The organism is Rhodoligotrophos defluvii (assembly GCF_005281615.1).
In the GTDB taxonomy this organism is placed as follows: domain Bacteria; phylum Pseudomonadota; class Alphaproteobacteria; order Rhizobiales; family Im1; genus Rhodoligotrophos; species Rhodoligotrophos defluvii.
The window spans coordinates 451,119-475,893 of the sequence record NZ_SZZM01000001.1 but is presented as its reverse complement, the minus strand read 5'-3'; the positions used below and the strand labels follow the sequence as shown (position 1 = coordinate 475,893).

General features: G+C 62.5%; 29 protein-coding genes and 1 pseudogene. 9 read left to right on the top strand and 21 right to left on the bottom strand.

Annotation, left to right across the window (positions count from 1 at the left end):
- Nucleotides 1-7: 7 nt before the first annotated feature.
- From E4P09_RS02200 to mgtE, 4 genes are all read right to left on the bottom strand, one after another.
- Complete coding sequence (locus tag E4P09_RS02200) at nt 8-1,996, bottom strand: conjugal transfer protein TraG (RefSeq protein ID WP_137387937.1); 1,989 nt, start codon at nt 1,994-1,996, stop codon at nt 8-10.
- Between the two features lie 155 nt (nt 1,997-2,151).
- Complete coding sequence (locus E4P09_RS02195; protein WP_137387936.1) at nt 2,152-3,042, bottom strand: LysR family transcriptional regulator; 891 nt, start codon at nt 3,040-3,042, stop codon at nt 2,152-2,154.
- A gap of 590 nt (nt 3,043-3,632) precedes the next feature.
- Entirely contained in the window at nt 3,633-4,484 is an 852-nt protein-coding gene (locus tag E4P09_RS02190) for a universal stress protein (RefSeq protein WP_137387935.1), read from the bottom strand.
- 45 nt (nt 4,485-4,529) lie between these two features.
- Nucleotides 4,530-5,867: a magnesium transporter gene (mgtE, locus tag E4P09_RS02185; protein ID WP_137387934.1), complete on the bottom strand. Its 1,338-nt coding sequence runs from the start codon at nt 5,865-5,867 to the stop codon at nt 4,530-4,532.
- A 677-nt stretch (nt 5,868-6,544) separates the two neighbouring features.
- Here mgtE and E4P09_RS02180 point away from each other — a divergent pair.
- The 4 genes from E4P09_RS02180 to E4P09_RS02165 all read left to right on the top strand — a co-directional run bounded on the left by E4P09_RS02180 (nt 6,545) and on the right by E4P09_RS02165 (nt 9,631).
- A complete protein-coding gene (locus tag E4P09_RS02180; protein ID WP_205041993.1) occupies nt 6,545-7,279 on the top strand; it encodes a hypothetical protein in 735 nt (244 codons plus the stop codon).
- Between the two features lie 244 nt (nt 7,280-7,523).
- A complete protein-coding gene (locus E4P09_RS02175) occupies nt 7,524-8,525 on the top strand; it encodes a sensor histidine kinase (protein ID WP_205041992.1) in 1,002 nt (333 codons plus the stop codon).
- 16 nt (nt 8,526-8,541) lie between these two features.
- The gene (locus E4P09_RS02170) at nt 8,542-9,195 is read left to right on the top strand and encodes a response regulator transcription factor (RefSeq protein ID WP_137387932.1); all 654 of its coding nucleotides are present in this window, start codon (nt 8,542-8,544) and stop codon (nt 9,193-9,195) included.
- A gap of 115 nt (nt 9,196-9,310) precedes the next feature.
- Entirely contained in the window at nt 9,311-9,631 is a 321-nt protein-coding gene (locus tag E4P09_RS02165) for a PilZ domain-containing protein (protein WP_137387931.1), read from the top strand.
- A gap of 173 nt (nt 9,632-9,804) precedes the next feature.
- Here E4P09_RS02165 and E4P09_RS02160 read toward each other — a convergent pair whose 3' ends face one another.
- The 12 genes and pseudogenes from E4P09_RS02160 to E4P09_RS02110 all read right to left on the bottom strand — a co-directional run bounded on the left by E4P09_RS02160 (nt 9,805) and on the right by E4P09_RS02110 (nt 17,442).
- Nucleotides 9,805-10,614 (bottom strand): undecaprenyl-diphosphate phosphatase, encoded by an 810-nt coding sequence (locus tag E4P09_RS02160; protein ID WP_239024996.1) that lies wholly within the window; start codon nt 10,612-10,614, stop codon nt 9,805-9,807.
- A 59-nt stretch (nt 10,615-10,673) separates the two neighbouring features.
- Nucleotides 10,674-11,906, bottom strand: a complete 1,233-nt coding sequence (locus E4P09_RS26410; protein ID WP_428977695.1) for a DUF3363 domain-containing protein — start codon at nt 11,904-11,906, stop codon at nt 10,674-10,676.
- A 168-nt stretch (nt 11,907-12,074) separates the two neighbouring features.
- Nucleotides 12,075-12,728: pseudogene (locus tag E4P09_RS26840) on the bottom strand (relaxase/mobilization nuclease domain-containing protein); the annotation flags it as partial.
- Complete coding sequence (locus tag E4P09_RS02150) at nt 12,725-13,045, bottom strand: hypothetical protein (RefSeq protein ID WP_137387928.1); 321 nt, start codon at nt 13,043-13,045, stop codon at nt 12,725-12,727. The pseudogene E4P09_RS26840 and the gene E4P09_RS02150, both read right to left, overlap by 4 nt.
- Entirely contained in the window at nt 13,042-13,809 is a 768-nt protein-coding gene (locus E4P09_RS02145; RefSeq protein WP_137387927.1) for a lytic transglycosylase domain-containing protein, read from the bottom strand. Before E4P09_RS02145 ends, E4P09_RS02150 begins: the two co-directional genes overlap by 4 nt.
- A gap of 3 nt (nt 13,810-13,812) precedes the next feature.
- The gene (locus tag E4P09_RS02140; RefSeq protein WP_137387926.1) at nt 13,813-14,148 is read right to left on the bottom strand and encodes a DUF736 domain-containing protein; all 336 of its coding nucleotides are present in this window, start codon (nt 14,146-14,148) and stop codon (nt 13,813-13,815) included.
- 37 nt (nt 14,149-14,185) lie between these two features.
- Complete coding sequence (locus tag E4P09_RS02135) at nt 14,186-14,731, bottom strand: S26 family signal peptidase (protein ID WP_137387925.1); 546 nt, start codon at nt 14,729-14,731, stop codon at nt 14,186-14,188.
- Nucleotides 14,728-15,246: a DUF2840 domain-containing protein gene (locus tag E4P09_RS02130; RefSeq protein WP_137387924.1), complete on the bottom strand. Its 519-nt coding sequence runs from the start codon at nt 15,244-15,246 to the stop codon at nt 14,728-14,730. Before E4P09_RS02130 ends, E4P09_RS02135 begins: the two co-directional genes overlap by 4 nt.
- Nucleotides 15,243-15,497: a hypothetical protein gene (locus E4P09_RS02125; RefSeq protein ID WP_137387923.1), complete on the bottom strand. Its 255-nt coding sequence runs from the start codon at nt 15,495-15,497 to the stop codon at nt 15,243-15,245. Before E4P09_RS02125 ends, E4P09_RS02130 begins: the two co-directional genes overlap by 4 nt.
- Nucleotides 15,494-16,144: a ParA family partition ATPase gene (gene parA, locus E4P09_RS02120; protein WP_137387922.1), complete on the bottom strand. Its 651-nt coding sequence runs from the start codon at nt 16,142-16,144 to the stop codon at nt 15,494-15,496. The genes E4P09_RS02125 and parA overlap by 4 nt, the downstream gene beginning before the upstream one ends.
- A complete protein-coding gene (locus tag E4P09_RS02115) occupies nt 16,141-17,169 on the bottom strand; it encodes a replication initiator protein A (RefSeq protein ID WP_137387921.1) in 1,029 nt (342 codons plus the stop codon). Before E4P09_RS02115 ends, parA begins: the two co-directional genes overlap by 4 nt.
- Nucleotides 17,170-17,442: a helix-turn-helix transcriptional regulator gene (locus E4P09_RS02110; protein WP_137387920.1), complete on the bottom strand. Its 273-nt coding sequence runs from the start codon at nt 17,440-17,442 to the stop codon at nt 17,170-17,172.
- A gap of 467 nt (nt 17,443-17,909) precedes the next feature.
- Between E4P09_RS02110 and E4P09_RS02105 the strand changes: the two genes are divergently transcribed.
- The 4 genes from E4P09_RS02105 to E4P09_RS26835 all read left to right on the top strand — a co-directional run bounded on the left by E4P09_RS02105 (nt 17,910) and on the right by E4P09_RS26835 (nt 20,845).
- A complete protein-coding gene (locus E4P09_RS02105; RefSeq protein WP_137389200.1) occupies nt 17,910-18,197 on the top strand; it encodes a DNA -binding domain-containing protein in 288 nt (95 codons plus the stop codon).
- 363 nt (nt 18,198-18,560) lie between these two features.
- Nucleotides 18,561-18,821, top strand: coding sequence for a helix-turn-helix domain-containing protein (locus E4P09_RS02100; RefSeq protein WP_137387919.1), 261 nt, complete (start codon nt 18,561-18,563; stop codon nt 18,819-18,821).
- Between the two features lie 76 nt (nt 18,822-18,897).
- Nucleotides 18,898-20,610 (top strand): SulP family inorganic anion transporter, encoded by a 1,713-nt coding sequence (locus E4P09_RS02095; protein WP_137387918.1) that lies wholly within the window; start codon nt 18,898-18,900, stop codon nt 20,608-20,610.
- A complete protein-coding gene (locus E4P09_RS26835) occupies nt 20,549-20,845 on the top strand; it encodes a winged helix-turn-helix transcriptional regulator (RefSeq protein WP_137387917.1) in 297 nt (98 codons plus the stop codon). The genes E4P09_RS02095 and E4P09_RS26835 overlap by 62 nt, the downstream gene beginning before the upstream one ends.
- 144 nt (nt 20,846-20,989) lie before the next feature.
- Here E4P09_RS26835 and E4P09_RS02085 read toward each other — a convergent pair whose 3' ends face one another.
- The 3 genes from E4P09_RS02085 to E4P09_RS02075 form a co-directional block, all read right to left on the bottom strand.
- Nucleotides 20,990-21,502: a DUF2285 domain-containing protein gene (locus E4P09_RS02085; RefSeq protein ID WP_239024995.1), complete on the bottom strand. Its 513-nt coding sequence runs from the start codon at nt 21,500-21,502 to the stop codon at nt 20,990-20,992.
- Between the two features lie 67 nt (nt 21,503-21,569).
- Nucleotides 21,570-21,785 (bottom strand): transcriptional regulator domain-containing protein, encoded by a 216-nt coding sequence (locus tag E4P09_RS02080; RefSeq protein ID WP_137387916.1) that lies wholly within the window; start codon nt 21,783-21,785, stop codon nt 21,570-21,572.
- Nucleotides 21,786-22,269: 484 nt separating this feature from the next.
- Nucleotides 22,270-22,593 carry a DUF736 domain-containing protein gene (locus E4P09_RS02075; protein ID WP_137387915.1) on the bottom strand — a complete coding sequence of 108 codons (324 nt, stop codon included), beginning with the start codon at nt 22,591-22,593 and terminating at the stop codon, nt 22,270-22,272.
- A gap of 275 nt (nt 22,594-22,868) precedes the next feature.
- Here E4P09_RS02075 and E4P09_RS02070 point away from each other — a divergent pair, with 275 nt between their 5' ends.
- The gene (locus E4P09_RS02070) at nt 22,869-23,120 is read left to right on the top strand and encodes a hypothetical protein (protein ID WP_137387914.1); all 252 of its coding nucleotides are present in this window, start codon (nt 22,869-22,871) and stop codon (nt 23,118-23,120) included.
- Between the two features lie 27 nt (nt 23,121-23,147).
- On the opposite strand, the gene E4P09_RS02065 is transcribed toward E4P09_RS02070, so the two are convergent.
- Both E4P09_RS02065 and E4P09_RS02060 read right to left on the bottom strand, forming a co-directional pair.
- On the bottom strand, nt 23,148-23,585 hold the full coding sequence (locus E4P09_RS02065) for a hypothetical protein (protein WP_137387913.1): 438 nt from the start codon (nt 23,583-23,585) through the stop codon (nt 23,148-23,150).
- 147 nt (nt 23,586-23,732) lie between these two features.
- Nucleotides 23,733-24,659: a DUF2493 domain-containing protein gene (locus E4P09_RS02060; RefSeq protein ID WP_137387912.1), complete on the bottom strand. Its 927-nt coding sequence runs from the start codon at nt 24,657-24,659 to the stop codon at nt 23,733-23,735.
- Nucleotides 24,660-24,775: the final 116 nt, after the last annotated feature.

The window sequence follows — 24,775 nt, the reverse complement described above, 5'->3', positions numbered from 1 at the left end:
CGTGTCCTCAAAGGTCGATTCCATCATCGGGGTTCATCGCCACCTGCCGCGCCACCATCCTCATGCGCTGGCGCATGGCGCGGGCCTTGGCCGCGTCAACGTCCGGCTCATCGTCCAGAAGCTCGAACTCCTGTTCTGGCGATGGCGAAGGGGCGACGATTTCCTCATGCTCGGGCAATTCCGGTTCGCGGCGGATGCCGGCATTGGCCGGATCGCCCTCGGCCCCGTTTCCGGCGTCCGTCGCAGAACGGCCATCCGCCGGAACCACGCGGCCGGACCAATCATCGGTAGATGGGCTGGGCGCCAACGGTGCGGCGACCAGATCGGGCGGGGTCAGGATGCGTTCCTGAAACCGCGCGTCCTCGTAATAGCGGGCCTTGGTGGCGCGGATCGGCGGCGTGCCCGCGATCATCACGATTTCATCGGTGGGCGGAAGCTGCATGATCTCGCCCGGTGTGAGCAGCGGCCGGGCCGTCTCCTGCCGAGAAACCATCAGATGCCCTAACCATGGCGCAAGTCGGTGGCCTGCATAGTTGGTGGAGTCGCGCAGCTCGGTCGCGGTGCCGAGCGCATCGCTCACCCTCTTGGCCGTGCGTTCGTCGTTCGTGGCGAAGCTGACGCGGACATGGCAGTTGTCGAGGATCGCGTTGTTCGGCCCATAGGCGCGCTCGATCTGATTGAGGCTCTGCGCGATCAGGAAGCCTTTGAGACCGTAGCCCGCCATGAATGCGAGCGCGGATTCAAAGAAGTCGAGCCGACCGAGCGCGGGAAACTCGTCCAGCATCAACAGCAGGCGATGACGTTTGTCGGACGTGTTCAAATCCTCGGTCAGCCTGCGGCCGACTTGATTGAGGATGAGCCGGATGAGCGGCTTGGTGCGGTTGATGTCGGACGGCGGCACGACCAGATAGAGCGTGACAGGCTGGCGGCTGCCGACCAGATCGGCAATGCGCCAGTCGCAGCGTGCCGTCACCCGCGCCACCACGGGATCGCGGTAGAGGCCGAGAAACGACATGGCGGTGCTCAACACGCCCGACCGTTCGTTCTCGGATTTGTTCAACAGCTCGCGGGCCGACGACGCGATGACGGGATGAACGCCGGCCTCGCCGAGATGCGGCGTGTCCATCATCGCGCGCAAGGTCGCCTCGACCGGACGGCGGGGGTCAGACAGGAAGTTGGCGACGCCCGCCAAGGTCTTGTCCTTCTCCGCATAGAGAACATGCAGGATCGCGCCGACAAGCAGGCTATGGCTGGTCTTCTCCCAATGGTTCCTTTTGTCGAGACTGCCTTCGGGATCGACCAGAATATCCGCGATGTTCTGCACGTCGCGGACTTCCCATTCGCCTTGCCGCACCTCCAGCAGCGGGTTGTAGGCCGACGATCTGGCATTGGTCGGATCGAACAGCAGGACGCGGCCGTGCTTCGCACGAAAGCCCGCTGTCAGCGTCCAGTTCTCGCCCTTTATGTCGTGGACGATGCAGCTTCCCGGCCATGTCAGCAGCGTCGGCACCACCAACCCGACGCCCTTGCCGCTGCGGGTCGGGGCGAAGCATAGGACGTGCTCGGGGCCGTCATGGCGCAGGTAGTCTTGTGTATGTCGGCCGAGCACCACGCCATCGGGGCCGAGCAATCCGGCCGCGCGGATTTCCCGATCCTCGGCCCATCGCGCCGAACCATAGGTGGCGATGTTGCGCGCTTCCCGCGCCCGGATGATCGACATGAGGATGGCGGCGGCGATGGCGATAAGGCCGCCAGACGCGGCGATGAACGCGCCTTCAATGAAGATCGCAGGCGCGTAGGCGTCAAAGGAGAACCACCACCAGAAAAAGGCGGGAGGGTAATAGACCGGCCAGCCGGCCAGCTCGAACCACGGATTGCCGAGCTGCGGCTGAAAGCCGAGGCGGAAGGCAACCCATTGCGTCGCCGCCCAGGTCATCATCAGAACGATGGTGAAGACGACTGCGATCTGACCCCAAAGGATTCGGCCTCCGCGCATCCAGGCTCCAGTCGGAAAAAGTGACGGAGCCGATCAGAGAGTAGGCGTTTGCGAGACGGGCAACAGGAAAGATGAAGCGGGAGGGCTGCCGGATACTGTGGGCGGCAAATAGGACGGGTTGTGCCAATGCTTCGTCTGGCAGATGCGACGGCGACTCAGGACAGCGGAGGCGATCGCCCCATTTCCACCGCGAGGCCGAGAAGACTCCTGACCAGAGGGCTGCGGTTGTGTGGAGACCATACTGCGGAAAACGCAACGGGTTCCAGCTCGTCCAAAACCGGAAGGAACGTCACGCCGGGGGTGTGAGTCAGTGATGTCGCCTCGCCGACGACCGTTACACCATAGCCCTGAGCAACCATCGACAACAGCGTGCCGCGCTCCACGTCGAACCGTAGGATCGCGAGGTCAGGACAGCCGCCGGCCAAACGCAGAACGATGTGGTCATGAGCTTGGGGTCCGGTTCCACCATGCCGAACAATGAAGGTCTCGCCTGCCAGATCGGCCCAAGTGACCCCTGCTCCCTCGGAGAGCGGATGGCATGACGGCAGTGCGGCCAGAAGCCGTTCGCTCCATATTGGTCGCGAGCGACAATCGGAAAACTCGGGCGAGCCGGTCACGAATGTCACGTCAAGTCGGTCGGCACGAAGCTGCATGAGGTTCTTGCGGGCGGTCCCTTCCGCGATCTCAACCTCAATCCCCGGATGCTGCTGGCGGTATCGTTCGAGCAGATTGGCGAGGAAGCTGCCGGGAATCAGATCATGGATGCCGAGCCGCAAACTGCCCAGCTCCCCGCGTGCTGCCATGCCAGCGGTCCTGACAGCATAATCGAGCTGGTCGATTCCAATTGCAACCCGGTCAATGAAGTGGCGGCCCGCTTCTGTCAGCCGGACGCCGCGCGCATGGCGCTCGAACAGGAAGATATTGAGTTCTTCTTCTAGTGCCTTCACGCGCGCGCTGACGCTGGACTGGCTGACACCAAGAGCTTTAGCGGCATGACGAAAGCTCAGATATTCCGCAACTGCCAGTGTTTGAACTAATGCCGCCATGGGAACGCGACCCCCGAGAAGGAGCGAGGGTTGCCCTGACTGCGCGTGTTTGAGGGGTCGGCGCCGCATTACCGTGGCGCTCTCATGCGCAATCAGGCGGTTGCCGTTGTGGCATCTTTTCTGCGGGGCTCCGGCTCAGCCGTTGCGCTGTCATTTTTCTTCCTCGGCTGCGTATGCTTCGAACGTCTCCCTTAGGACGTTGAACAGATGAACTCATCGGCTGACGGATAGCCTAGCTCGTTGGCGATTGACCGCTTCAACTCAGCAGTCACTTCGTCGCCTGTTGGCCCAGCAGATTCGCCCCGATCAACCGTCGATTGCGATCGAGAAGAATAGCGATTACCTGCGCTCGACGACTCGCGCGATGGTATATGTGCAATATACATAAGTATGACCAAGCACTTGCAATGACATCAAAGCTGGCGTGTTGCGGGGCTGGCACTCCGGTCTGGCTGCCGCGTTCCAGAATATCGGCGGCTCTATCCAGCAGCTACGACTTAGCCGGTAACGTGTCTGCGCCACGCCCGGCTGAACTCCGTGTTACCTCTGGCCAAGCGCGGCGCAACTCGTGCGCTCGCGCGCCCGATCCCCTAGTGGCGCGCGTGTCCCGCAACCAATAGATCGCATCCAGCCTCCGAGAGAAGCCGCCGGGCGACGCTGCCCAGCAGGGCTTGCGCGACCTCGTTCCTGCCTTGTGTTCCCAAGGCGATAACGTCGACGCGGCCACTGCGCGATAACTCCACCAACGCTGTGCCGGGAGCGCCACGCAGCACCACGGCATCCGCTTCAGTTGAGTGTTTTCGCGCGAAGTCTGCAAGCTGATGGCGGCAATCGTTTATCTTGGTCTGCCGAAAGCGTTCCGCATCTTCTGGCCGTGTCCCAGCCCGTAGCATCGCCTGCTCGAAAGGAAGCGGAACTTCGTAGGCGTGAACAAGGTCTATCCGTGCATCCGGCGCCAGCATCCGGGCAGCTTCGAGAGCTGCTTCGGACAGTGGTGAAAAATCCATGGCCACGGCAACGCTACGATATGCCTGCGCGCTATTGTTCCGCACGATAAGCACCGGGACCGAGGCGGTGCGAACGATGCGATCGGCCGTCGAGCCGAATACACGCTGCATCACTGTAGTCGGCTGTCCCGGCCCGATCAGAATGATGTCGGCCGACAACTCTCGGGCGATGGTATTGACACAGCGATGAGGCACCCCGAACTGGACCTTGAGCGAAGGCGTGGTGGCAAATCCTGCTGCTCCAACCAGACCCTCTAGCGTCGCGCGTGCGTGCTGATCTATCGCGCGTTGCACGTCCTGCTGCCCTACGTCGATGTCTTCGACAACATGCTGAACGGTGACCGCAGCACCATGCTGCGCCGACAATTGGGCGGCGCGAGCGAGCACCTGTCCCGCATCGTGTTGAGGATCTACCGCAACGAGGATTGTCTGCATGGATTGTCCCTCCTGTTGGTTTCCGTCTTGAGATGCTGCCTGTCCTCAAAAGAGAAATGCTTGCGCGATCCCAAAATAGATCAGAACCCCTGCGACATCGGCGATCGAGGTAACCAGCGGCCCGCTCGCCGTTGCCGGGTCGAGTCCGATACGGGTCAGGACGAATGGCAGAGTGAGGCCAATCAGAGAGCCGGCAAGCACGATGACGACCATCGCCAGCGAGACGACCAGGGCGATGTCCAAACCGCCGCGCCATACACCGATCCCGTATATGGCCATCGCCATGGTCAGGCCCAGGAGTCCCGCGACCAGAACCTCCCGGCCCAGCATGTGACCCCAGTGGCTCAGTTGCACCTCTCCCGTGGCCATGGCCCTGACCGTAAGCGTCGATGCCTGCGATCCGGCGTTGCCGCCGGAGGCGATGAGCAACGGGAGGAAAAAGAGCAGCGCCATATGAGCAGCGATGACGTCTTCGAAATGTGCGATCCCGGCGCCGGAGAAGATGTTGCCGAAGACCAACAAGACCAGCCAGACCACGCGCGCGCGATAGAGCATTAGGATCGAAGCGCGCCCGACGCTAACAGCGAGTTCCCCGACGCTGCCGGCTTTGTGAAAGTCCTCGGTCGCTTCCTCAGTGATGACGTCGAGCGCATCGTCATGGGTGACGATGCCCACGATCCGCCCATCCGCGTCGACCACCGGCAGGGCGAGGACGTCATATCGGGCGATCTTGCGAGCTACGCTTTCCTGGTCCTCATCGACCCGCACGGCGCGCGTATCGCGCTCCATGATCTTTTCGATGGGTGTAGTCGGGGCGGCGAGGATCAGTTCCTGCAACCGGACCGAGCCAAGCAGCTTGCGGTCGGCATCGACTACATAGGCGCGGTTGATCGTCTCCTTGTCCGGGGCCTCCCGACGCAGAGTGTCGAGCGCCTCGCGTGCCGACAGGTTCGGGCTCAACACCGCGTAGTCGGACGTCATGATGGCGCCGGCCGTGCCGTCCTCATACGCTGCCAGTCGCCGGATGTCCTCGCGTTCTGCTTGGGCCAGAGCAGGCAGAAGCGCTTCCTGCTCGTCTTCGGTCAGCGCATTGAAAAGGTCGGCGCGATCGTCCGCATCCATTTCGGTGACGACCGCCGCAAGCCGGCTGCGGGGCGCGGAACGGGCCAGGGCCACTTGCTGCGCCCGATCAAGATAGCCGAGCACTTCAGCTTGACGTTCTATGTCGAGGAGGTCGAGAACATTCCAGTCGACATCAGCGTCCTGTTCCTTGACGAACTGCGCGATGTCGGCGGCGTGCTGGGTGGCAAGGAACTCACGATTGGTCTCTATGTCGGCCTTCGAGTCGGTCTGAAGCGCGCGAGCAAGGGTTTCGAAGGTCATGATGCACCTCGGTTCTTTCACGCTGCCCTACACAGACAGCGGCCGAGGCGAGCAGGATTTAGACCGGCAAGCTCAGTCGTGGTGCGTGAGGAGCAACACTGAATTTCTTATGCAAACGACTGGAAGGGTCTTCCATTGTTTGAGCCTATGTCTGTTCAGCGGTTCGAATCGGTGCCGCAGACGCACCGAGTCGCTCGCTACGATGTAGCTCAATCTCGCGAGAAAGTATGGCAGTTTCTTAGCGGATCAGGGCACTATCCAGTCCCTGCATTAGCCGGACCACTTCAGTCCAGACCTCCGACACGGTTGCCACGCCATCACGCTAGCGGCCGCCTGAACCATCGAACCTCACAGGGATCGAAGGCCAGATCAGCCAACAAGATGAACCGCGTGGAACTATAGAGACATCCGAGGCGGATGAATACTGGGATATACGAAGGTATATCCATTCTATACTTTTGTCTCTCACGGCTTGCATCAAGCGCGCTGGCACACCCGCCTTTGATCGCATAAACAGCGGGGGCCACGTTCAGCACGTAATCACGCGCATGGACAAAATCAGGAACGACTCAATGCCTAGCGACAGTAGTCGACAGAAATCGCCGATCAGGGCGCCAGGACGAGTCTAGGCAGTTGGCTCGCCCACGGCGACCTGAGCGTCCGCCAGGGGGTGAGACATGTTCAACTATTCACTCTGCCCGAGCGAAGTGCGTTCCGTTCGGCAACTCGAACACTTACTGCTGCAATACACCGTTGTCGGCCTCGTAGGATTGATGACTATCTCGTCGGCGCAGGCTGCTGGCGGCGCGCATGTCATAGACGATGCAGGTGTCGAGACACCGGGCGTCTGTCATCTTGAGACATGGGTATCGCGCCACAACGCACAAAGCGGCTTGGCGGCTTTGGCGTTGGCCTGCACATTCGAGGCTTGGCCTCGAATGGAGTTCGGCGGCTCGATCGGGCGCGCATGGGGCGAAGGCGCGGATACCAGCTTCGGCCCGGCACTCAAGCTCAATCTCATCCCTCTTGAAACAGGTCTTGGGCTCGGCGTCATCAGCTCAGCCGCTTGGAGCGCTGGGTCGGGCCAGATTGATGCGGCAAGCGTCATCGTGCCTGTCTCGCTTCAACTCCATGAACGGGTTCGCGCCAACTTCAATGCCGGCTGGCTCTATGCTCGCAGCGATGCTCGGCAGAACCAAGCTTTTATTGGCGCCCAGATCGAAACCGACATCGCCAACGGTTGGATGCTGATGGGAGAGGTTTTCACGCACGATATTGGCCAGCCAGGCGCCCAATTCGGCCTGCGTTGGTCCCCCGGCCAGGGCAGCGTGGACCTGGACATACTGTCGGGTTGGCGAACAGACGGAGCTACTCCGTGGACTGTCACGCTCGGCGTGACGATACGGCGGTGAGCAGGCAAATCGGCTTGGTGATCGCGCGCATGTCCTGTCTGCTTCGGCGGATTGATACGGCTGCTAGCTTGTGCCGACCTGAAGCTACCGAATAATTGGCAAGAAGGTATGTGAAAATCGAGGGCTGAGAGGTGGTATGGAGACTAGTGGCCTCGCAGGTCGCAGTTCGCTCCAAAGGAGCTTTCAATTGATTAGAAGTCATCAGCGATTGACGGCACGCGGCACCACCGTCCGATGGGCGTTGATGCTTTTTCTGCTAGTTGTCATCTTTGTCGTCGACACGATCGCCGATCTCGAAATCGCTGTTGCGGTATTCTACGTCGCTGTCGTTTTGTTTGCGGCCGGGTTTCTGCGGACGCGCGGCGTCCTTGCGGTCGCGGTGATTTGCGTTTTCCTCACCGTTGCCAGCTTCTTTTTCACGCGAGCCGGCGCCTATGAAGCGGGCATCATCAATTGCGCCATAAGCCTGTGCGCGATTGTCATCACCACATACCTCGCCCTGACGAAATCGTCAGCGATCCTTGCCGAGCACGAAGCCCGGAACCAACTCGCCCGGATTGCTCGCGTCAACTCCTTGGGGGAGATGACGGCATCCATCGCGCATGAGGTCAATCAGCCACTGACCGGCGTGATAACGAGCGGAAACGCTGGCTTGCGTTGGCTGGCAGCCGACCCACCCAATCTGCCGAAAGCGCGGGAGGCGCTTAAACGTATCATAAGCGACGCGAATCGAGCCAGCAGCGTGGTCGGGCGTGTCCGCAGCCTCTCGAAACGCGCTGAGCCAAAGGCCGGGTGGCTCAATGCAACCTTGATCGTCAACGAGATCGTTGCGTTGAGCCGTGGCGAGCTTGACCAGAACCACATCGTTGTCCGAACGCACGCTGAGGACGATCTGGTCCTCGTTTTTGCAGATGGCGTCCAAATCCAACAGGTTCTGCTCAACGTTATCTTGAACGCCGTGGAGGCGATGGCGGATGTTCCAGAGAACCAGCGAGAAATAGTCATTGAAGTGTCACGCCAAGACGGTGGGTTTGTGCAATTTTCAATCGCGGATAATGGGTGCGGCATATCGCCGGACAAGGTGGAAGGAGTGTTCGAAGCGTTCCAGACCACAAAGCCGGAGGGAATGGGCATCGGGCTGGCCGTAAGCCGCTCCATAGTGGAAGCGCACGGCGGGCGTATTTGGGCCAATACAAGGGAGGGCGCTGGAGCAGAGTTTCACTTTACGCTTCGGGGTCAAAATTAGGTGCGTGGTGAGCGTGATGAAGACAACCAGCGAGAAAGAATATTCCATCGTTTATGTGGTCGATGATGATATATCCGTCCGCGAATCTCTCGAAGACCTGCTTGCCTCGGTAGGTCTCCGATCGATGCTTTTTGCATCGACACAGGAGTTCGTGCGCAGTGAGCGGCCGGATGCCCCGGCTTGCCTCGTGCTCGATGTCCGAATGCCCGGATTGAGCGGGCTGGATTTCCAGGAGGAGATGGCGAAGCTCGACATTCACATACCCGTCGTCTTCATCACCGCGCACGGCGACATACCGATGTCCGTCAGGGCCATGAAAGCGGGCGCGGTGGAATTCCTTACAAAACCATTCAGGGAGCAAGATCTTCTCGACGCAATCCAGCAGAGCTTAACTCGCGATCAGGCGCGTCGGCAGGAAAGCAGTGTCAAGGCGGAACTGGATAGACGCTATGGCAGCCTCTCGGACGGCGAGCGAGAGGTCATGGGCCTTGTCGTCAGTGGCCTGTTGAACAAGCAGGTTGCTGCGAGGCTTAACGTCAGTGAGGTGACCGTGAAAGTTCGGCGAGGTCAGGTGATGCGGAAGATGGGAGCGGATTCGCTGGCCGATCTTGTGCGTTTCGCCGAACGCATCCACGGAACCTACGGCGAGGTGCTGGACCTTAAGCTCTAGGATATACTTTGGTATATTGCTGCGATGCCAATGCACAGTACGCATGAGCCGATTTCGTAACGGTCGATAGGTGCCCAACGGATAGGATTTCCGCCAGCATTTCGTGAGACTGGCGATGACTCAGGCGAGCAACAAATCACATTTGACCGTCCCCTCCGTCCCGGAGCGCCGAGCTACGCCCCGCCGACGAACGCTGTTTTCCGGCAAGATCATTTTCAACCAGCACTCCTCAGTTCTTAGCTGCGTTGTTCGCAACCTTTCTAAATCCGGCGCATGTCTTGAAGTCGACTCGCAATTGGGGATTCCTGACCAATTCGAGCTGCTCGTCGAAGGCGCGGGTATCAGAGCCGAGTATCGTGTCATCTGGCGAAGGGCTAAACGGATCGGTATTTCGCGTCTAAACGTCTCCAGCGACCGTCAGGATGGCGGCACATGACGAGCCGCAATATTGCACGAAGCGATCCGAGCCAAACGAAATCCATCTCGACTATGACGGACGTCACATTCTGCCACATGCAGCCTGGACTGCTGGCGCCGCGCCCAATCGAAGCCACCGTGCGCGAACGATCAGGTGAACGACAAGCCAATTTGGCTAATAGCTGCGGTCACCTAGCCAAGTGCGATCAACGCGACTAGCCCTCCACCTCCGACGATAATCCGCCACCAAGCAAATGGTGCGAATCCATGCTTTGACACGAAGGCTAGGAGATGCCGCACCACGAGCAGGCCGACGATGAAAGAAGCAACGAAGCCAATGGCAATGTCCACACCAAGATTCAAATCAATCAGATCACGGCTTTTATAGAGGTCGTAGCCAAAGGCGCCTGCCATTATCGGCAATGCCACCATAAAGGTGAACTCTGCTGCCGAGCGCTTGTCGGCTCCGAACAACATGGCGCCTACCACGGTCGCTCCCGACCGCGACACGCCAGGAATAAGAGCAAGCATCTGGAAAAGCCCGATAATGAACGCCAGCCGCAGAGGATAGTCGTAGATGTCGGTGTAGACCTGCCTCAATGGCAGACGATCAACGATGAGAAGGACGATTCCGCCAATCAACAATGTGACGCAGATAACGACTGGGGTTTCGTAGATGACCTGTTGAATGAAATCCCTCGCAAGGATTCCTGCTAAGACAGCCGGCAAACATGCGAGCGCGACGGCGCAGGCGAAGCGCCATGCGTAGCCTTTACCGGCAATGGCATCGCGAATGAGGGTTCCCAAGCGCGCGAAATAGACGGCGACGATTGCTAGGATTGCGCCTAGCTGGATGAGCACAAAGTAGGTCGCTGGCTTGTCGAGACCGAAAAAGTGCTTGGCCAGCAGCAGATGGGCGGTCGAACTAACCGGAATAAATTCCGTCAAGCCCTCAATAATTCCGAGAATTAGCGATTCGAACAGAGACTGGGAGAGGCTCAAGTAAGTTTCCTCGCGGCCGGTAGTTGATATGAAAGCGCCTTGCGTCGGACGGCATATAGCTAGATTCCCATACTTCGTGCTCGTCCCAATTGCCATGATACCGATCCGCCCTGCACGACGCCCGTGACGTCTCGGCCGAGCTGACGGTCGATGACCGGCCGCCAGGGAACAAGGGTGAACTCGTGGCTCTTTTCGACCACGGCGAACTTGCCGCTCGATAGCTGCACGGTGCCGGTGAACTTGCCGCTGACGCTCTCGCTGTCCGTGGCAGCGCGGAACGGCAGGCCCTTGCTCTCCGCCATCTCCGCCCCGACGCGGGCAACCTCGCGCTCGCGCAGCGTGGCGAGAAGGTTGCGCCGGTAGAAAACGCGGCCGTCCCGGCTGCGGGTGGCGTCGCCCTGTTCGATATGATGCTCGCGCCGCTGCTCCATCGACTCGCGCACCTGCTGGCCGAAGCCGGTTGGCGTAAGGTCGGCAGTTTCGCCATGGATCAGCCGCCGGTCCAGCCAAGTCGCACCGTTCGATCCGACCTGCCTGTCCAGATCGACGGGGGAAAGCACGCGAACGCTGGCCGGCCTGTCGCGGCCGGCATCGTAGTCGGAGGCGCGGCTGACCAGATCATCGGGGATACGCCATTGGTCGGCGTCGATCCGCTCGACGATCCCGGCGCGGCGCAATGCCTCCAGCCGGCGGACATGAGCATCAACATAGCCCTCATAGTCACCACCGGGAACGCGACCCTCGAACTTCGCCTGCTCCAGATGACGGCTCGGCCGATAGATGCCGTCCTCGGCAATGTCGGTGATGGTGCGGTCGGACGGCCGGGCCGTCGCCTCGGCAGGGCCGATCTGGACGACGCTGCCGATGCGGGCGTCCTCCAGTCGCTGGGGCGCGATGCCGGCGATGTGGTGCGTGCGGCCGTCGATACCGTCCACCACAATGGTCAGGTTCTCGCCCAACTCGTCGGACAGGTGCTTGTGCACGACGCGGCCGATGATCGGCGTCTCGGGCGCACCGTCATGGATTTGGAAGCTCATGGGATCGCGCTCGCCAGCCTGCGGCCCAAGCGCCTTCTGCATGGTGCGGATAATGTCGCCACGCTCGCCCAGCTCGCGCAGGGCCGGTTCCATGTCCTTGCTCAACTCCCAAACACCGGGCGCGTGCTCGGTCGCCAGCCCCATCTTCTCCAGCTTGCCGAGACGGCGCAGGCGCAGCGTCCGCTCGAACTGCCGCCTCGGCGCTGCCGGTTCATGGCGCAGGTCGAGGAAACGGGCATCGGCTTCCTCGGCCATGGTGCGGTCGATGCGGGTAGAACGGTCTTGGTCGATCTCGGCCGACAGCTTGCGGGTCTGCTCGATCTCGGTGACGGGGCCGAGTTCAAGACTGGCAAGCTCGCTGGCGCGCTCGCGCAGGCCGGCGGAAAGGTAGTCGCCATTGATGACCAGATCCCCGCCGGTGTCGTCGCGGCCGTTGATGATGACATGCACATGGGGATGGCCGGTATTGTAGTGGTTGACCGCAACCCAATCGAGTTTCGTGCCGAGGTCGGCTTCAACCTGTTTCATGAAATCGCGGGTGTAGGCCGTGAGGTCCGATAGCTCCGCGCTGTCCTCCGGCGAGACGATGAACCTGAACTGGTGGCGGTCGTCCTTGCCGCGATCAAGGAAGGCGTCGCCATCGGCGCGGTTCTCGGTCCCCGAATAGAGCTGGCCGCGCTCGCCGTCGCGCGAGGTTCCGTCACGCTGGACATAGCGCAGATGCGCGCGGGCGCGACCGCCTTTCCACGCGGCCCGGACGCTGCGCTGCTTGACGATCACGCGGCGGCTGCCCGGCTGGCGATGATGCCAGTGGCCGGATATGTTCCGGGCGCGCACGAAGCTCGTGCCCCGGCCGCGCTTCACGCCCTTGCCGCTGGAGACTGCGGCGCGGGAACGGCCCGGCGATGACGGGCGGGCGGATGATAGCGTGGTAGGGTCACGGGAGGCTGCCGCCTGATGCTGGCGGGTGATCTTCCTGACCTGCGTGAAAAAGCTCTTGGACTTACCCGCCTTCGGCGCGTCGGATCGGATGCGGCCGGGCTTCGGTCGGAAGCGGTTTTCGTCGTCGGCGCTCATGGGCGCGTCTTCAGCCAAAACCGCCGAAAACGGGCCGATATGGGCCTATGGTGCCGCTCGAAACCCAGCAAAGCCAAGGCTTTGCGCGAAATCGCGGCACGCGGCCCCTCAAAACCATGGTGCCGGAATCGGTCGCCTAACCAGTGTGCAGACAACGACAATTTTCGGAAGCGGCCCGACATGGTGCCGTCTTCTTTAATCTTGCCCTCCCTCCTTTTCGCCCTTTCCGCGTTTCCTGCCGAGAATTCAGCCAGGTGCAAACCTGCCTGACTGGACACTGGAACGGCGCGCACCGAGCGCGGAAACGCGATCTTCATGGCGCTTCTCCTTCGCTGGCGCGGGCCACGAAAAGGCTGTCGGCTTCCGGCGCCGTATCGTCAGGATTGTGCGCAGGAACGGATGCACGGGTGCCAGCCGAATGCGCTGCAGACGGCGGCGTGGCGGCAGATCGCGCGTCGGTCGGGCGCGTGACGAAGAGCGGAGCTTCACGCCAGTCGAGCGGTGGTGGCGGTGCGTCGGAGGCAGCCATACTGTCCAGAACCGGAACGAGGGTAGACACATAGGCGCGCGTTTCGGGGGGCAATGGGCGGCCGGTCGCAAGGTGGTCGTCGTAGCGCGCGGGACCAGCATTGTAGGCCGCCAGCATCGCCGCAACATTGCCGTAGCGGTCGAACATCTCGCGCAGATAGGCCGTCCCCGCGAGGATGTTGTCGCGCGGATCGTAGGGATCGCGGCCGAGCCGGTAACGGGCGCGCAGGCCCGTCCAGGTATCGGGCATGACCTGCATCAATCCCATCGCCCCGGCCGACGAGATCGCGCGCACCTCGCCACCGCTTTCGGCACGCAGCACGGCGCGAATCCAGCGCTCGGGAATGCCGAAGCGCTGCGATGCCTCGGTAATCTGCGTCGCATAGGGATTGCTCGCGGGTGTGGCGATGGACGGTGCTGGCTGAGCGAAAGTGGGTGCTTCCGGCGCTGCCGAAAGCGGAAAGCCGGAAAGGAGAAGCAGCGCAATGCGCCGGGCGGCACGACGACGCCCGAACGCATGCCGGTGACGCAGCCGGATGCGCAAGGGCGGCATCGCTCAGTCCTTTCCGCCACGCCGAGGCGGACGGTTCCACTGCAACGACCACGCTGCTTTGCCGTCGCCATCTTGAAAGAGATTGGCTCGGATCGCCTGCGGCAAGGCGGGGTCGTCGATCAGGACCGAAAGATATTCGCCGGCCTTCTCGCCGGTCCGTTTCCAGGCCGCGCCGATCTCCGGTCCATCGTCCGCGCCGTGATGAACGCGATAGTCCGGCGCGTTCTCCGCGTCCGACTGTTCGGCGGGAACGATGGTGAGTTCGCGGTAGAGGGTAAGCGTGTGGACACGCCCGACGAAGTGCGTTTCCTCGCGCGTGAATTGACCGATCTGGGGCATGGTAAGTCTCCCGTGGCATGGGGGTGGATGTGCGGGCTCAGTGCGATGGCGCGCGCCATACGAAGCGCCCGTCGCCGTCCTCATCGGTCCAGAGCGGCTGCGCCCGGCCGATGACGGAACTTGCGGGAATGGGTCCGAAGTAACGGCCGTCGAGGCTATCCAGGACCTCCCAGTTCATGAGAAAGAGTTCGCCGTCGCGGATGACGCGGCAGCCCTGCCAGACGGGCAGTTCGCGGCCCACGCGGTCGCGGTCCAAGGCCGCGCCCATCTCGATTCCGTCAACAGTGATCGTGAGGCCGATACGGCACACACGCTGGCCCGGCAGGCCAAGAACGCGCTTCAGGAGCGGCACGCCGCGCCCGATATAGCCGCGCTGCACCACGAAGCGGGCGAACCGCTTGGGCAGCATCACGACGACCAGTTCAGTTACCTCGATCGGGTCCGCTGGCGCGATGGTGTAGAAGCCGATGGGTGCGCTCGCTGTGGCATTCCAGATGAGTTTCGTCGGCCAATCGACGGCGCTTGCGGCGGCGATGCCGATGACGGCCACCGTCGCCACCGTGAGGATGCGGCGGCGCGTCATGGGGCGATCCTCCGACGGTGAAGCCAAGCGGCATGCCGCTCGGGCGAATAGGCGTGCGGCTCCAGACCGGCGGTCAGACGGTTGTGGACATGCCGCCAGTGCTCTGGCGAAACGTCGGCGGCATCGAGGCCGAGCGCTTCAACGGCGTCGATGGCCGCAAGGGCGCGCTGGACCTTCGCCCAGCTGTGGAGGCGCAACAGGATCTCACCACCGGGACGAACGAAGGGCAGCGTCTGGAACGGCTCGCCGCGGTCGATGGCCCGCACGATGTCGATGCGCGAGACGATCGTGCCGTGCTCGCCGGCCGCCCATCTGACGAAGGCGAAAATGCTGTTCGGCGCGAAGCCGACAACGCTGCGGCGGCGGTCGATGATCCGTTCGTAGCTCTTCCCGCCGAAGCGTATCCAGTGCTCGACCTTCTGCTTTTGGAAGGTCAGTTCGACCAATGTGGTGAAGGGTGGCGGCTCGTCCGGCAGCGGACGGCCGTGCATGCGGCGGGCCGCTTTGCCGGTCATGTCGGATCTCCATCGGTCGGCGGAAACTCGCGGGCGAGCAGATCGCGCAGCATGTCGGTGACGGTGATGCCGCGCCGGAATGCAGCAACTTTGATGCGCCCGCGCAGCTCGGGCGTGATGTCGATGGTCAGGCGCGCGGTGAACGCTTCGCCGGTAGCCTTCCCGTGCGGCGGCGTCTCGGCCGCCTTGATCCAGTTTTCGGGATCGCCCGGCCGGGATGCGAAACCGCGTTTGCCTGTGCGTCCGGTCATGGGGCCGTCCCGATGTGAAGCTGGTCGATTTCGTCGGTCAGTGCCTCGACCTCGCGCGCGGCCGGGCAGTCGGCGTCGATTTCGGATGCGAGCCGGCCGGATTGCGCGGCGTCGGCGAAGACGACGCGCTGGCCAATGGTGGCCGCGAGTACCGGCGGGTCGTGATCGGCCAATGTTTCGGCCGTCTCGCGGGCGATGACGGTGCGCGCGCCGCAACGGTTGAGAATGAACCGTGCGGTCAGCTCGGGCCGGTAGATGCGGGCTTCGCTGAGAAGCGACAGCATCTCGGCCGAGGCCCAACCGTCGAACGGCGAAGGCTGCACCGGGATCAGCACCAGGTCGGCGGCGAGCAGCGCGGAGCGCATGAGGCCGGCGACACGCGGCGGCCCGTCGATGACAACATGATCGGCGTCGCGGGCCAGCTCCGGCGCTTCGCGGTGCAATGTGTCGCGGGCCAGACCGACGACGCCAAAGGCGCGCGGCAAGCCCTCATGGCTGCGGCGCTCCGACCAGTCCAGAGCCGAGCCTTGCGGATCGGCATCGATCAGCGCGACCCGCTTTCCCTTCCCGGCCCATTCACCGGCGAGATGCAGCGCCAGCGTGGTCTTGCCGACGCCGCCTTTCTGGTTGAGGAACGCGACGATCATGGCGCACCTCGCCGGGTGGCACCGGCACCACTGATCGCGTGCGCGCGCGTCAAAGAAGAAGAGTTAGATTCTCTGTTAGATTCTTCTATAGAGTCCGGCGCGCGATTTGCGCCTAATGTCCCGATACTGTGTACGCCTAATGTCCCGATAGGATTCACAGGCGTTTCCACAGGCACTGTGGACAGGTTTTCGGGCAGAAAACGCAGCAGTTCCCGCCCGTCCTCCCATTCGATCTGGAGCCGATAGCCGGGCAATGACTGGCGGGCTGTCAGCCGGCGCAGATCGAGCGCGAAGTCGGACGGTCGCGCCAGGCTGCCGGACTTCTGATGGAGGTGGGAAAACTCGAACGCCCAGCCTTCGGGCTGGCGTCCGGCGTGCTTGCGGGCGACGCGATAGAGCCAGCGCTCGATGCCGCCGGTCAGGCGGAAATAGGCCGGATCGATCGTGAGCACCAGCGAGCGGTCGACGACGCTGTTATAGAACCATTCGGGCAGCACGAATTCCATGCCTTCGACGCGGCCCGTGCCGGTTGTCATTTCTTCCCATTCGTTGATCCATGAGAACTGCCGCCGCCGCCAATGCCGGCCGCCCCGGATGGTGGTGGCGATGACGGTCGACTGCAGGCGCGCGAGCGCCGCCTTGAGCAGCAGATAGTCTCGGTTACCGGTGGCCCGCCCGACGGCGCGCAGGAGCTGGTAAGGCATGAAACGGAAGAAGCGCGACGTGGTGAAACCGCTGTTCTCGGCCGCGACGATCTGCGAGGCGGCCCAGATCAGCACATCGGCATCCCATATGGTCGCCATGCCATGCTCGGGCATGGCAAAAACCTGCACCTCGACATCGGCGGTTCGATACCGGATCGGCTTTGTGCGCGGCCGCTTGGCTAGCGAGAAGAAGGGCCTTTCCATCAAATCGCGCTGGTCGCGTGGCGCAGCATCGCCGGTCGCGACCACGAAGGGATCGAGACGGCTGCGCTCGCTGTCCCCGGCGGGCTGCGTGCAGTTATGGCGGTCCTCGCGCAGCATTCAGCGCTCGCCCCGTTCTTCGGGTGTCAGCGGGCGTGCGGGAAAGACCGTCCCGGCATTTGCGTCGCTGGTGGACTTGCGGACGCCGATCTCGGTCCAGGCTTCCAGATCGCGGAGGGCGTAAAGGACACGGCCACCGATCTTGCGGTAGACAGGGCCGGTTCCGTACGTCCGGTGTTTCTCAAGGGTACGCAGTGATATGCCGAGGAAGCGTGCGGCTTCCTGTGTGCGTAGCAGGCGCGGCGGCAGGTCCGCGTTATGGCGGTTGGCCATGGATCACCTCCGGTTCGAAAATCGATTCCGTTGCCGATGACGGCGGCGGGCTATCGCGAACCATGGCGAGGGATCGGCGGCCTGTAGCGTGCCGTATTTGCGCCTGTGCGCTCGCGGCACCCCTTCCGGCGGCGATCAGATTGAAAAGATGAGGAAATTCAGCGCGTCGTAGTCTTTCGTGCCAATTCGGCGAAGACAATTCGGTGCGCGTCGGTTAAGACTGAAGGTGGGGCAGACGCGCTGCTCTGGGGCTTAGTAACCCCTCACGAATGGCTGGTGCTGGCCACGATAGCACCACACTCCTTGACCTTATGGTCGGGGAGCCCGTGGCGCATGTCCAGGGCTGCCCGCCTAAAGGCCACGGGGCCGTTTCGTGACGGTTACTAACTCCCCGATCACCAGGTCAGAGGGGCCATTTGCGGGGGCGTACCGCAAGCCAGGCTCCTCCCGGCAGAAGGGGAATGACGATGCAAACACCCGTCGAACTCGATCCCAATGTAGAGGACGAAGCACCGACTGGAAACGACATCACGCCCTATGACGAGCAGCATTTCGTAACCTATATGCGCCTGCTCGACGCGAAGGCGGAAGGTGCGGACTGGAAGGAAGTGGCCGAGATCGTACTACACCGCGATCCTGTCGTTGAGGAACTGCGAACCCGTCGATGCTGGCTAAGTCATCTCGAACGCGCGCAATGGCTTTCGCGCGAGGGATACAAGCGGATACTGGAACAGGCTGCGGCGAATAAGGCGTGAAAGGATAAATTATGGCCGCTTCGCTGGCCCGAAGCCATTCGACACGACTGCGATAACGCCGAATGTCCGACAGATCGGCTAGTAAGCCGACATTCGTTGCGGTTACCTCTAGGTGTTCAGCTGTGCGGACCTTCCTGCCGCTCGGCGTTGTGAACTGAAGGTCCGTTCCACGACGCGTTGGAGACGTTGCGCTGCCGGCTCCACTTCGATTGCACGCTTTCAGTCGCGCGTCGGTCCTCCATGACAAACTACGCTTGGATCTGCCTTCGAGCCTCCAATGCCTCAGGGCACAGCGTAGAAATGATGTTTCACATATCACGATTCATCTGTTATGTAGCCATTATCATATTTGGGATAGGCACCATGATCACAGGTCCACAGATGCGCGCAGCGCGCGCCCTTCTCGGCATAGACCAGAAGACGCTGGCCCAGCTGGCTGGACTTTCCGTGCCAACGATCCAGCGCATGGAAGCCGGCAGCGGCAATGTGCGCGGCGTCGTGGACAGCCTGACCAAGGTAGTCGCGGCACTTGAACTCGCCGGCATCGAACTAATCGGCGAAGGCTCTATCAGCACGGCAAGCGGACGCGGCGTGCGACTGAAGGCGCCTTCACCGAAACACTGATCCCTCAACCCGCGACGGCGACCGCCGACACCAAGCCGACGATCCCGCCGCGTCCTTCCCAAAGGTGCGGCTACAGATGAAAGACCAGACCACCAGGCAGAGCGGAGCTCCCAGTTTTGCCGAGCTGTTCGCCCCCAAAATCCTCACCGTTCTGCGCGAAGGCTATGGCCCGGTGCAGTTGCGGGCAGACGCCATCGCCGGACTGACCGTTGCCATCGTTGCGCTGCCGCTCTCGATGGCCATCGCCATAGCCTCGGGCGCGACCCCGGCACAGGGGCTCTACACGGCTATCGTCGGTGGCTTCCTGGTCTCGCTGCTGGGTGGATCGCGGTTCCAGATCGGCGGGCCAGCCGGAGCCTTCATCGTGCTGGTTGCCGCGACTGTGGCCCAACACGGGATGGAGGGGCTGATCCTTGCCACCTTCCTCTCAGGGCTGATGATGGCGGCCGCCGGCTTCCTGAGGCTTGGCGCCTTCATCAAGTTCATCCCCTATCCGGTCACGGTCGGGTTCACCGCCGGGATCGCTGTGATCATTTTCGCTAGTCAAGTCAGGGAGCTGTTCGGCCTGACGCTGGAGAATGAACCGGGCGAACTGCTGGCAAAGGTCCCGGCTCTCTGGGACGCACGGGCCAGCGTGACGCCAGCCGCGCTTGGTGTTTCCGTTGCAACGGTCACCGTAATCCTCGCTCTGCGACGTTGGCGCCCGCATTGGCCGGGGATGTTGATCGCCGTCGGCGTTGCCGCGGCCGCGACCGCAATGCTCACGTTACCGGTGCAGACTATTGGCACGAAGTTCGGCGGCATTCCCTCGTCGCTTCCGACGCCGAGCCTGCCTTCGCTCTCGACGGAGGCCATCCTCGCAGTCCTACCGGCCGCAATGTCCTTCACCTTGCTGGGCGCCATCGAGTCGCTGCTGTCGGCCGTCGTCGCCGATGGCATGACCGGACGCCGCCACCGATCGAACTGCGAACTCGTGGCCCAGGGCGCGGCCAATATCGGATCGTCCCTCTTCGGCGGCTTCTGCGTGACGGGCACCATCGCGCGAACTGCGACCAATGTTAGGGCCGGGGCGCATGGCCCGGTGGCCGGCATGCTGCACGCCACGTTCCTGCTCCTGTTCATGCTGGTCGCCGCGCCACTCGCCTCATACATCCCGCTGGCCGCGCTCGCCGGCGTGCTGGCCGTCGTTGCCTGGAACATGATCGAGAAATCGGCCATCGCGATCCTCGTCCGCTCAGGCTGGGGTGAGGCGACCGTGTTGGGCGCCACCTTCTTTCTGACCATCTTTCGCGATCTGACTGAGGCCATCGTCGTCGGCTTCGCACTCGGATCGGTTCTTTTCATTCATCGCATGAGTCGGACTACAGATGTTGTGACAGACAGCGCCTTTGTCGGTCGCGACGAGGCCGACACCGCCCACCCGCGCGGCGAATACCATGAAGAGCAGGCCCAGAACCCCGACGTGGTGATCTACCGGATCACCGGTGCGCTGTTCTTCGGCGCGACTGCCTCCATCGGCTCTGTGCTCGATCGCATCCAGGAAACCCACAAGGCGCTGATCGTCGACTTCTCATCCGTGCCCTTCCTCGATTCGACCGGTGCCAACATGATCGAGGGACTTGCCCACAAGGCGCAGAAGCAAGGTGTCGCGCTCTGGCTTACGGGTGCAAGCCGGGACATCCAGCGTGTCTTCGCTACCCATGGCCTGAAGCCTCCGTGGGTCCACTATGCCAACACGGTCGACGAGGCTGTCGCGCAGGTGCGCGATCTCGCCAGCACTGATAAGTAGGCGACCTGATACCCGGATCCGGCAGGGACGAGGCGCGGCGGCGCTAAGTTTCCGAGGTCCTCGAACGCCCCGGACGCAGGCGGAGCTGCAGGATGCCCTCGGGATGAGCAGTAGCGGGGTCTTGCACCTTCTGAGGCGGATGGAGCGCGACGGGCTGGTGCGGCCCGCCGAACGGTTCGCTTGGACACGGATTTGGGAGCGCACGATCACGTCGGCAACGGGTCGACGGTCATGACGTACGAAAGGCAGGCTTAATGCGGCTGAGGGCATTGGCGTGCTCCGGAGCATCTGGCACGCTGGGTTCGAAACGGACCTCCGCTGCGCGGAGCGCGAAGGTCCGCAGCTTCGGTTATCGTCTGTGAAGCACTCCTTTTTCATCCTAACCGTCGTTGCCCTGAGAACCTATCTTGATCGGATAGTGCAGCAACAGCCGGTAGCCACCCCACATCATCTTTTTGCCATGCGCGACGAGACGACGTGCCTTGTTCTTTCTCGGGTCGCTCTCGAAATCCTCCTTCGTGCCGCGAAAGCCGAGCAGGACTTCGGCGATGGAGCGATAGCTCTCGCCTCGCAAGCGTGCATCGAGCGCACGCAAGGACAGAATGTGCCACTGCCGAAGCTGGTCGGGGATGTCGCGGAACTCACGGCCGGGCGTGCGACCTTTGAGGGACCGCCAGAAGCGCCGCGCCGCATGTGCGCGAAGCTCCATGAAGTCGTCCAGAGGCAGCATGACGGCATAGAACGCCGCCGCATACCGGACGGGTTCGGGCAGCCAGAATTGATGCTCGACGCCATTCACCTGCCAGATGCCGTGCCAGCCGTCGGCTGCGCGGCGCAGGATGAGACCGTCGAGATGTGCGAGATCGATGGTCGGCTCAGTCCTCGCAGCCACGGGTTCGGCCGGGACCAGTTTGATGGCCTGGGGCTGGAATCGGGGCGACCAGAACAGCGGATCGCGGTCAGGCGGTTTGTCGGGGTCGTGCGGGAAATCGCAACCCCCAGCGCCGGACGAAGGCTTCCAGTTCGCTTGCTTTCGGCCGTTTTGCCCGCACAAGAATCTGGAAGTCCTGCCGGTAGTCGTCATTGCGACGGAGATATTCCCAGGCGAAACCGGCGGCGGGGATGGTCTTCGTATGCACGTAAGCCGCCGGCACCCGCCAATCGATCTTCAGCATGGCGCATCCTCCCTACTAACGGACGCACGGGGCAGCGCCCGGAATAAAGAGTTTCGGTCGGCCCCTATACTGAAGGTAGACAGAATAATCTGAAACGTTGTTCGCGTAACCAGATCACGTATAGTTATCTTCTTATTAACTATGTTTCCGTGATCCGGCGATGTATATCTAAATGCCGGTCAATAATCAGCTATGCTGCTGTCCTTGGAAAACCGCCCTGCATTTAGACGGTCCCAAGGATCGCGCGGAGATCGACCTTTCGCGCGATCCTTTTGTTTCAGGCGGCGCGTCCCAATGGTCGGTTCGTTGGCCATTTTGCTCCACCGGGTGAGGCTCCCGACGAATGGGGGCCGCTTGGCGACAAGGCAGCTGCCAATTACGGACAGGTCCGGGCGGAAAACCGGGTATAGGGGCGCCGTGGGCGAAAAGGCTTCCCACAGGCATGGGAAAGGCTCCGACCTTCCGGCCGGAGCCTTTGTGCGTTTCACTCGCCGTTTCGGCGGGTGGGGCGGGACCAGATCAGCGCGTAGGTCTCGCCGTCCTCCTCGTCGAAGAGGTTGGCGTAGATCGGGGCGGTGAAGCTCGGATCGTCGAGCTTGAGGCCCAGATAGTCGCGGCCCTCGTTGGAGCGCTTTGACCAGGCGGCACCGATCTCGGCGCGGCCCACCAGGACGCGGTGGCTGGGGGCGTTCTCGCCGGTGGCGCGGGTGTCGGGGACGATGCGCACGCCCTTGGCCTGGACGCTGAGGGTGACGATTTCGCCGGTGAATTCGTTGCCGGTCTTCTTGAAGGTGCCGATGGTAGCCATTTTGAGTCTCCGTTTTCCGTTTCCGGGTCCGCACCATTGCGGCCCGATGGCGATCGACAGGCCGGAGACGACCGGCGGTGCACCCCCGGTTTGCCGGGGGCTGGACAGCAAAGGCAGAACTTTCTTGTTCCGCGCGGAATGGGCGTAGCCCAGGGGAAGAAAGTTATGGCGGCGCTGTTGCGCCAAGCCGGTCGAGGCGTAGCCGGTCTTCGGCCAGATCAGGCCATTGAAGGGGCCGTATGGAGCGGTCATGGGACGGGCGAGGAACGGAGGCGATGGCGGCTACGGACACCCATTGTTCTGACCGGCTGTTCGCCGGCCGGTTCACTCACCCGCGACAGGCCGCGCGCATCTTTCTCCATGCGCCCCCCGCCGGCGCCTCCCCCGATCACAGCTGTGGTCTGCCGCGCGAACGGTTGGTCCTCCACCGCACGACCACGGGCCGCGACGGGGACCTCATGCCGATCCGCACACCACCCCCATACCGGCATCCTGATGATCGGGATGGCAGTCCAACGCTGATCTAGGCCCGCCTTATCGGATGATCGGCAGTGTCAGGCGCGCACAGGAGAGCTGCCCGAAGAGTCGGCGGCCATGCCGGCAATGCGGAGGAAGGCGGAAACGCCAACGGCGACAGCGCCAATGACGGCGAGGATCATCTGCCATGTTTCCGAGGGCATCATGGCCCTGGTGATCCCGAGGGTTGCGTAGAACCCGGCGAGCGCGGCCGGCCCCACGAAGATCAGCGCGATGACAAAGCGCGCCCAGAGCGGGCGAACGAGCATGATCAGCGCCTGACCGATGGCAAGCGTCAGCCCGGCCGCGAAGCCGCCGACGAGGATTGCACCGAGCCAGCCTGTGCCGGTGCCATAGGCCCATATGCCGGTATGAAGTCCGATGAGGAACGGCAGGGCGAAAACGGCCAGGTTGAACAACAACCAGCACATGGCCGCAATGGCGGCGAATGATGCAAGGATTCCGAGAACGATCATGGTGGCGTCTCCCGTTGAATTGGAACGGTCGCGCCTTCCACCACCACCATGGCGCAAGGCGGAACATAGCATGACATTGCCCGGAATGGCGAGATGCCATGCGCGTTGGCGCGCGCGGCCGATTTGTCGATTTCTGGCTGGCAGCGCTCACGCGCTGCCCTCCGCCAGGCGATAGACCGGGATGCCCATCTTGCGGGCCTTGTCGGCGAAATTTTCCTGAATACCGGTGCCGGGAAAGATGATGACCCCGATCGGCATTGTATCGAGCATCCGGTCGTTGCGCTTGAAGGGGGCGGCCTTGGCGTGTTTGGTCCAATCGGGCTTGAAGGCGACCTGTGGCACCTTGCGGTTATTGGCCCAGGTGGCTGCGATGCGTTCGGCACCCTTCGGCGATCCGCCGTGGAGGAGCACCATGTCCGGGTGCTTGGCATGCACCTGATCGAGCTTGGCCCAGATCGTCCGGTGATCGGTGGTGTCACCGCCTGAGAAGGCGATCTTCGGCCCGGCGGGCAGCAGCACCTCGTTGTCGGCCCGGTGTTTGGCGGCGATGAAGTCGCGGCTGTCGATCATGGCCGAGGTCATCTGGCGATGGTTGACCCGTGAACCGGAGCGCGGCGACCAGGGCGTGCCGGTGGTGCGCAGGTAGATGTCGGCGGCGGTGTCGCGGAAGGTTTCCATGCTGTCGCGGCGCTCGATCAGGCTCTGGCCGATGCCGATCAGGGTCTCCAGTTGGACGGATTTGACCTCGCTGCCGTCCTGTTCCCGTTGCAGGCGCCTCTGTACCTGCTCGTTGTCGTCGAGTTTGCGTTCGATCCGCTCGACGGCGCGGTGGAAGGTGTTGACGGTGGACCACATGATTTCGTCGAGGTCGGAATCGAGGCCAGTATCGGCCATGGTGGAGATCAGGGCGTCGAAGATGTCGGCGACCGCGGTCTGGATGGCGGTATCCTCGGGCATGATCCGAGGATCGGCCTCGTCCTCGGCGGGTCGGTAGCCATAGAGTTCGAGGTCCTCGATGACATGGCCGGTCGGGGACGTGCTGTGATCGGGTTCAAAATCGTCATGGGCATACATGGGATGCTCCCTAGGCTGGACCGCGACCGTCGCGGCCTTCATGGCGACGAAAGCCCGCGGACGGTCCGGTCTGGCAGCCCGAGCCCTGCGCGAGGGCCTCGATGGACGGGTCCGGC

What these genes read in the sequence shown, in the direction of transcription:
- E4P09_RS02080 (WP_137387916.1), bottom strand. Translation starts at nt 21,785, where the DNA reads ATGCTGAAGATCGATTGGCGGGTGCCGGCGGCTTACGTGCATACGAAG.
- E4P09_RS02180 (WP_205041993.1), top strand. Translation starts at nt 6,545, where the DNA reads ATGTTCAACTATTCACTCTGCCCGAGCGAAGTGCGTTCCGTTCGGCAA.
- E4P09_RS02135 (WP_137387925.1), bottom strand. Translation starts at nt 14,731, where the DNA reads ATGACGCGCCGCCGCATCCTCACGGTGGCGACGGTGGCCGTCATCGGC.
- E4P09_RS02105 (WP_137389200.1), top strand. Translation starts at nt 17,910, where the DNA reads ATGCAAACACCCGTCGAACTCGATCCCAATGTAGAGGACGAAGCACCG.
- E4P09_RS02195 (WP_137387936.1), bottom strand. Translation starts at nt 3,042, where the DNA reads ATGGCGGCATTAGTTCAAACACTGGCAGTTGCGGAATATCTGAGCTTT.
- E4P09_RS02110 (WP_137387920.1), bottom strand. Translation starts at nt 17,442, where the DNA reads ATGGCCAACCGCCATAACGCGGACCTGCCGCCGCGCCTGCTACGCACA.
- E4P09_RS02150 (WP_137387928.1), bottom strand. Translation starts at nt 13,045, where the DNA reads ATGAAGATCGCGTTTCCGCGCTCGGTGCGCGCCGTTCCAGTGTCCAGT.
- parA (WP_137387922.1), bottom strand. Translation starts at nt 16,144, where the DNA reads ATGATCGTCGCGTTCCTCAACCAGAAAGGCGGCGTCGGCAAGACCACG.
- E4P09_RS02175 (WP_205041992.1), top strand. Translation starts at nt 7,524, where the DNA reads ATGCTTTTTCTGCTAGTTGTCATCTTTGTCGTCGACACGATCGCCGAT.
- E4P09_RS02115 (WP_137387921.1), bottom strand. Translation starts at nt 17,169, where the DNA reads ATGCTGCGCGAGGACCGCCATAACTGCACGCAGCCCGCCGGGGACAGC.
- E4P09_RS02075 (WP_137387915.1), bottom strand. Translation starts at nt 22,593, where the DNA reads ATGGCTACCATCGGCACCTTCAAGAAGACCGGCAACGAATTCACCGGC.
- E4P09_RS02095 (WP_137387918.1), top strand. Translation starts at nt 18,898, where the DNA reads ATGAAAGACCAGACCACCAGGCAGAGCGGAGCTCCCAGTTTTGCCGAG.
- E4P09_RS02060 (WP_137387912.1), bottom strand. Translation starts at nt 24,659, where the DNA reads ATGTATGCCCATGACGATTTTGAACCCGATCACAGCACGTCCCCGACC.
- mgtE (WP_137387934.1), bottom strand. Translation starts at nt 5,867, where the DNA reads ATGACCTTCGAAACCCTTGCTCGCGCGCTTCAGACCGACTCGAAGGCC.
- E4P09_RS02170 (WP_137387932.1), top strand. Translation starts at nt 8,542, where the DNA reads ATGAAGACAACCAGCGAGAAAGAATATTCCATCGTTTATGTGGTCGAT.
- E4P09_RS02065 (WP_137387913.1), bottom strand. Translation starts at nt 23,585, where the DNA reads ATGATCGTTCTCGGAATCCTTGCATCATTCGCCGCCATTGCGGCCATG.
- E4P09_RS02190 (WP_137387935.1), bottom strand. Translation starts at nt 4,484, where the DNA reads ATGCAGACAATCCTCGTTGCGGTAGATCCTCAACACGATGCGGGACAG.
- E4P09_RS02145 (WP_137387927.1), bottom strand. Translation starts at nt 13,809, where the DNA reads ATGCCGCCCTTGCGCATCCGGCTGCGTCACCGGCATGCGTTCGGGCGT.
- E4P09_RS02165 (WP_137387931.1), top strand. Translation starts at nt 9,311, where the DNA reads ATGACTCAGGCGAGCAACAAATCACATTTGACCGTCCCCTCCGTCCCG.
- E4P09_RS02140 (WP_137387926.1), bottom strand. Translation starts at nt 14,148, where the DNA reads ATGCCCCAGATCGGTCAATTCACGCGCGAGGAAACGCACTTCGTCGGG.
- E4P09_RS26835 (WP_137387917.1), top strand. Translation starts at nt 20,549, where the DNA reads ATGCCAACACGGTCGACGAGGCTGTCGCGCAGGTGCGCGATCTCGCCA.
- E4P09_RS02200 (WP_137387937.1), bottom strand. Translation starts at nt 1,996, where the DNA reads ATGCGCGGAGGCCGAATCCTTTGGGGTCAGATCGCAGTCGTCTTCACC.
- E4P09_RS02125 (WP_137387923.1), bottom strand. Translation starts at nt 15,497, where the DNA reads ATGACCGGACGCACAGGCAAACGCGGTTTCGCATCCCGGCCGGGCGAT.
- E4P09_RS02100 (WP_137387919.1), top strand. Translation starts at nt 18,561, where the DNA reads ATGATCACAGGTCCACAGATGCGCGCAGCGCGCGCCCTTCTCGGCATA.
- E4P09_RS02130 (WP_137387924.1), bottom strand. Translation starts at nt 15,246, where the DNA reads ATGACCGGCAAAGCGGCCCGCCGCATGCACGGCCGTCCGCTGCCGGAC.
- E4P09_RS02070 (WP_137387914.1), top strand. Translation starts at nt 22,869, where the DNA reads ATGGCGGCTACGGACACCCATTGTTCTGACCGGCTGTTCGCCGGCCGG.
- E4P09_RS26410 (WP_428977695.1), bottom strand. Translation starts at nt 11,906, where the DNA reads ATGGCCGAGGAAGCCGATGCCCGTTTCCTCGACCTGCGCCATGAACCG.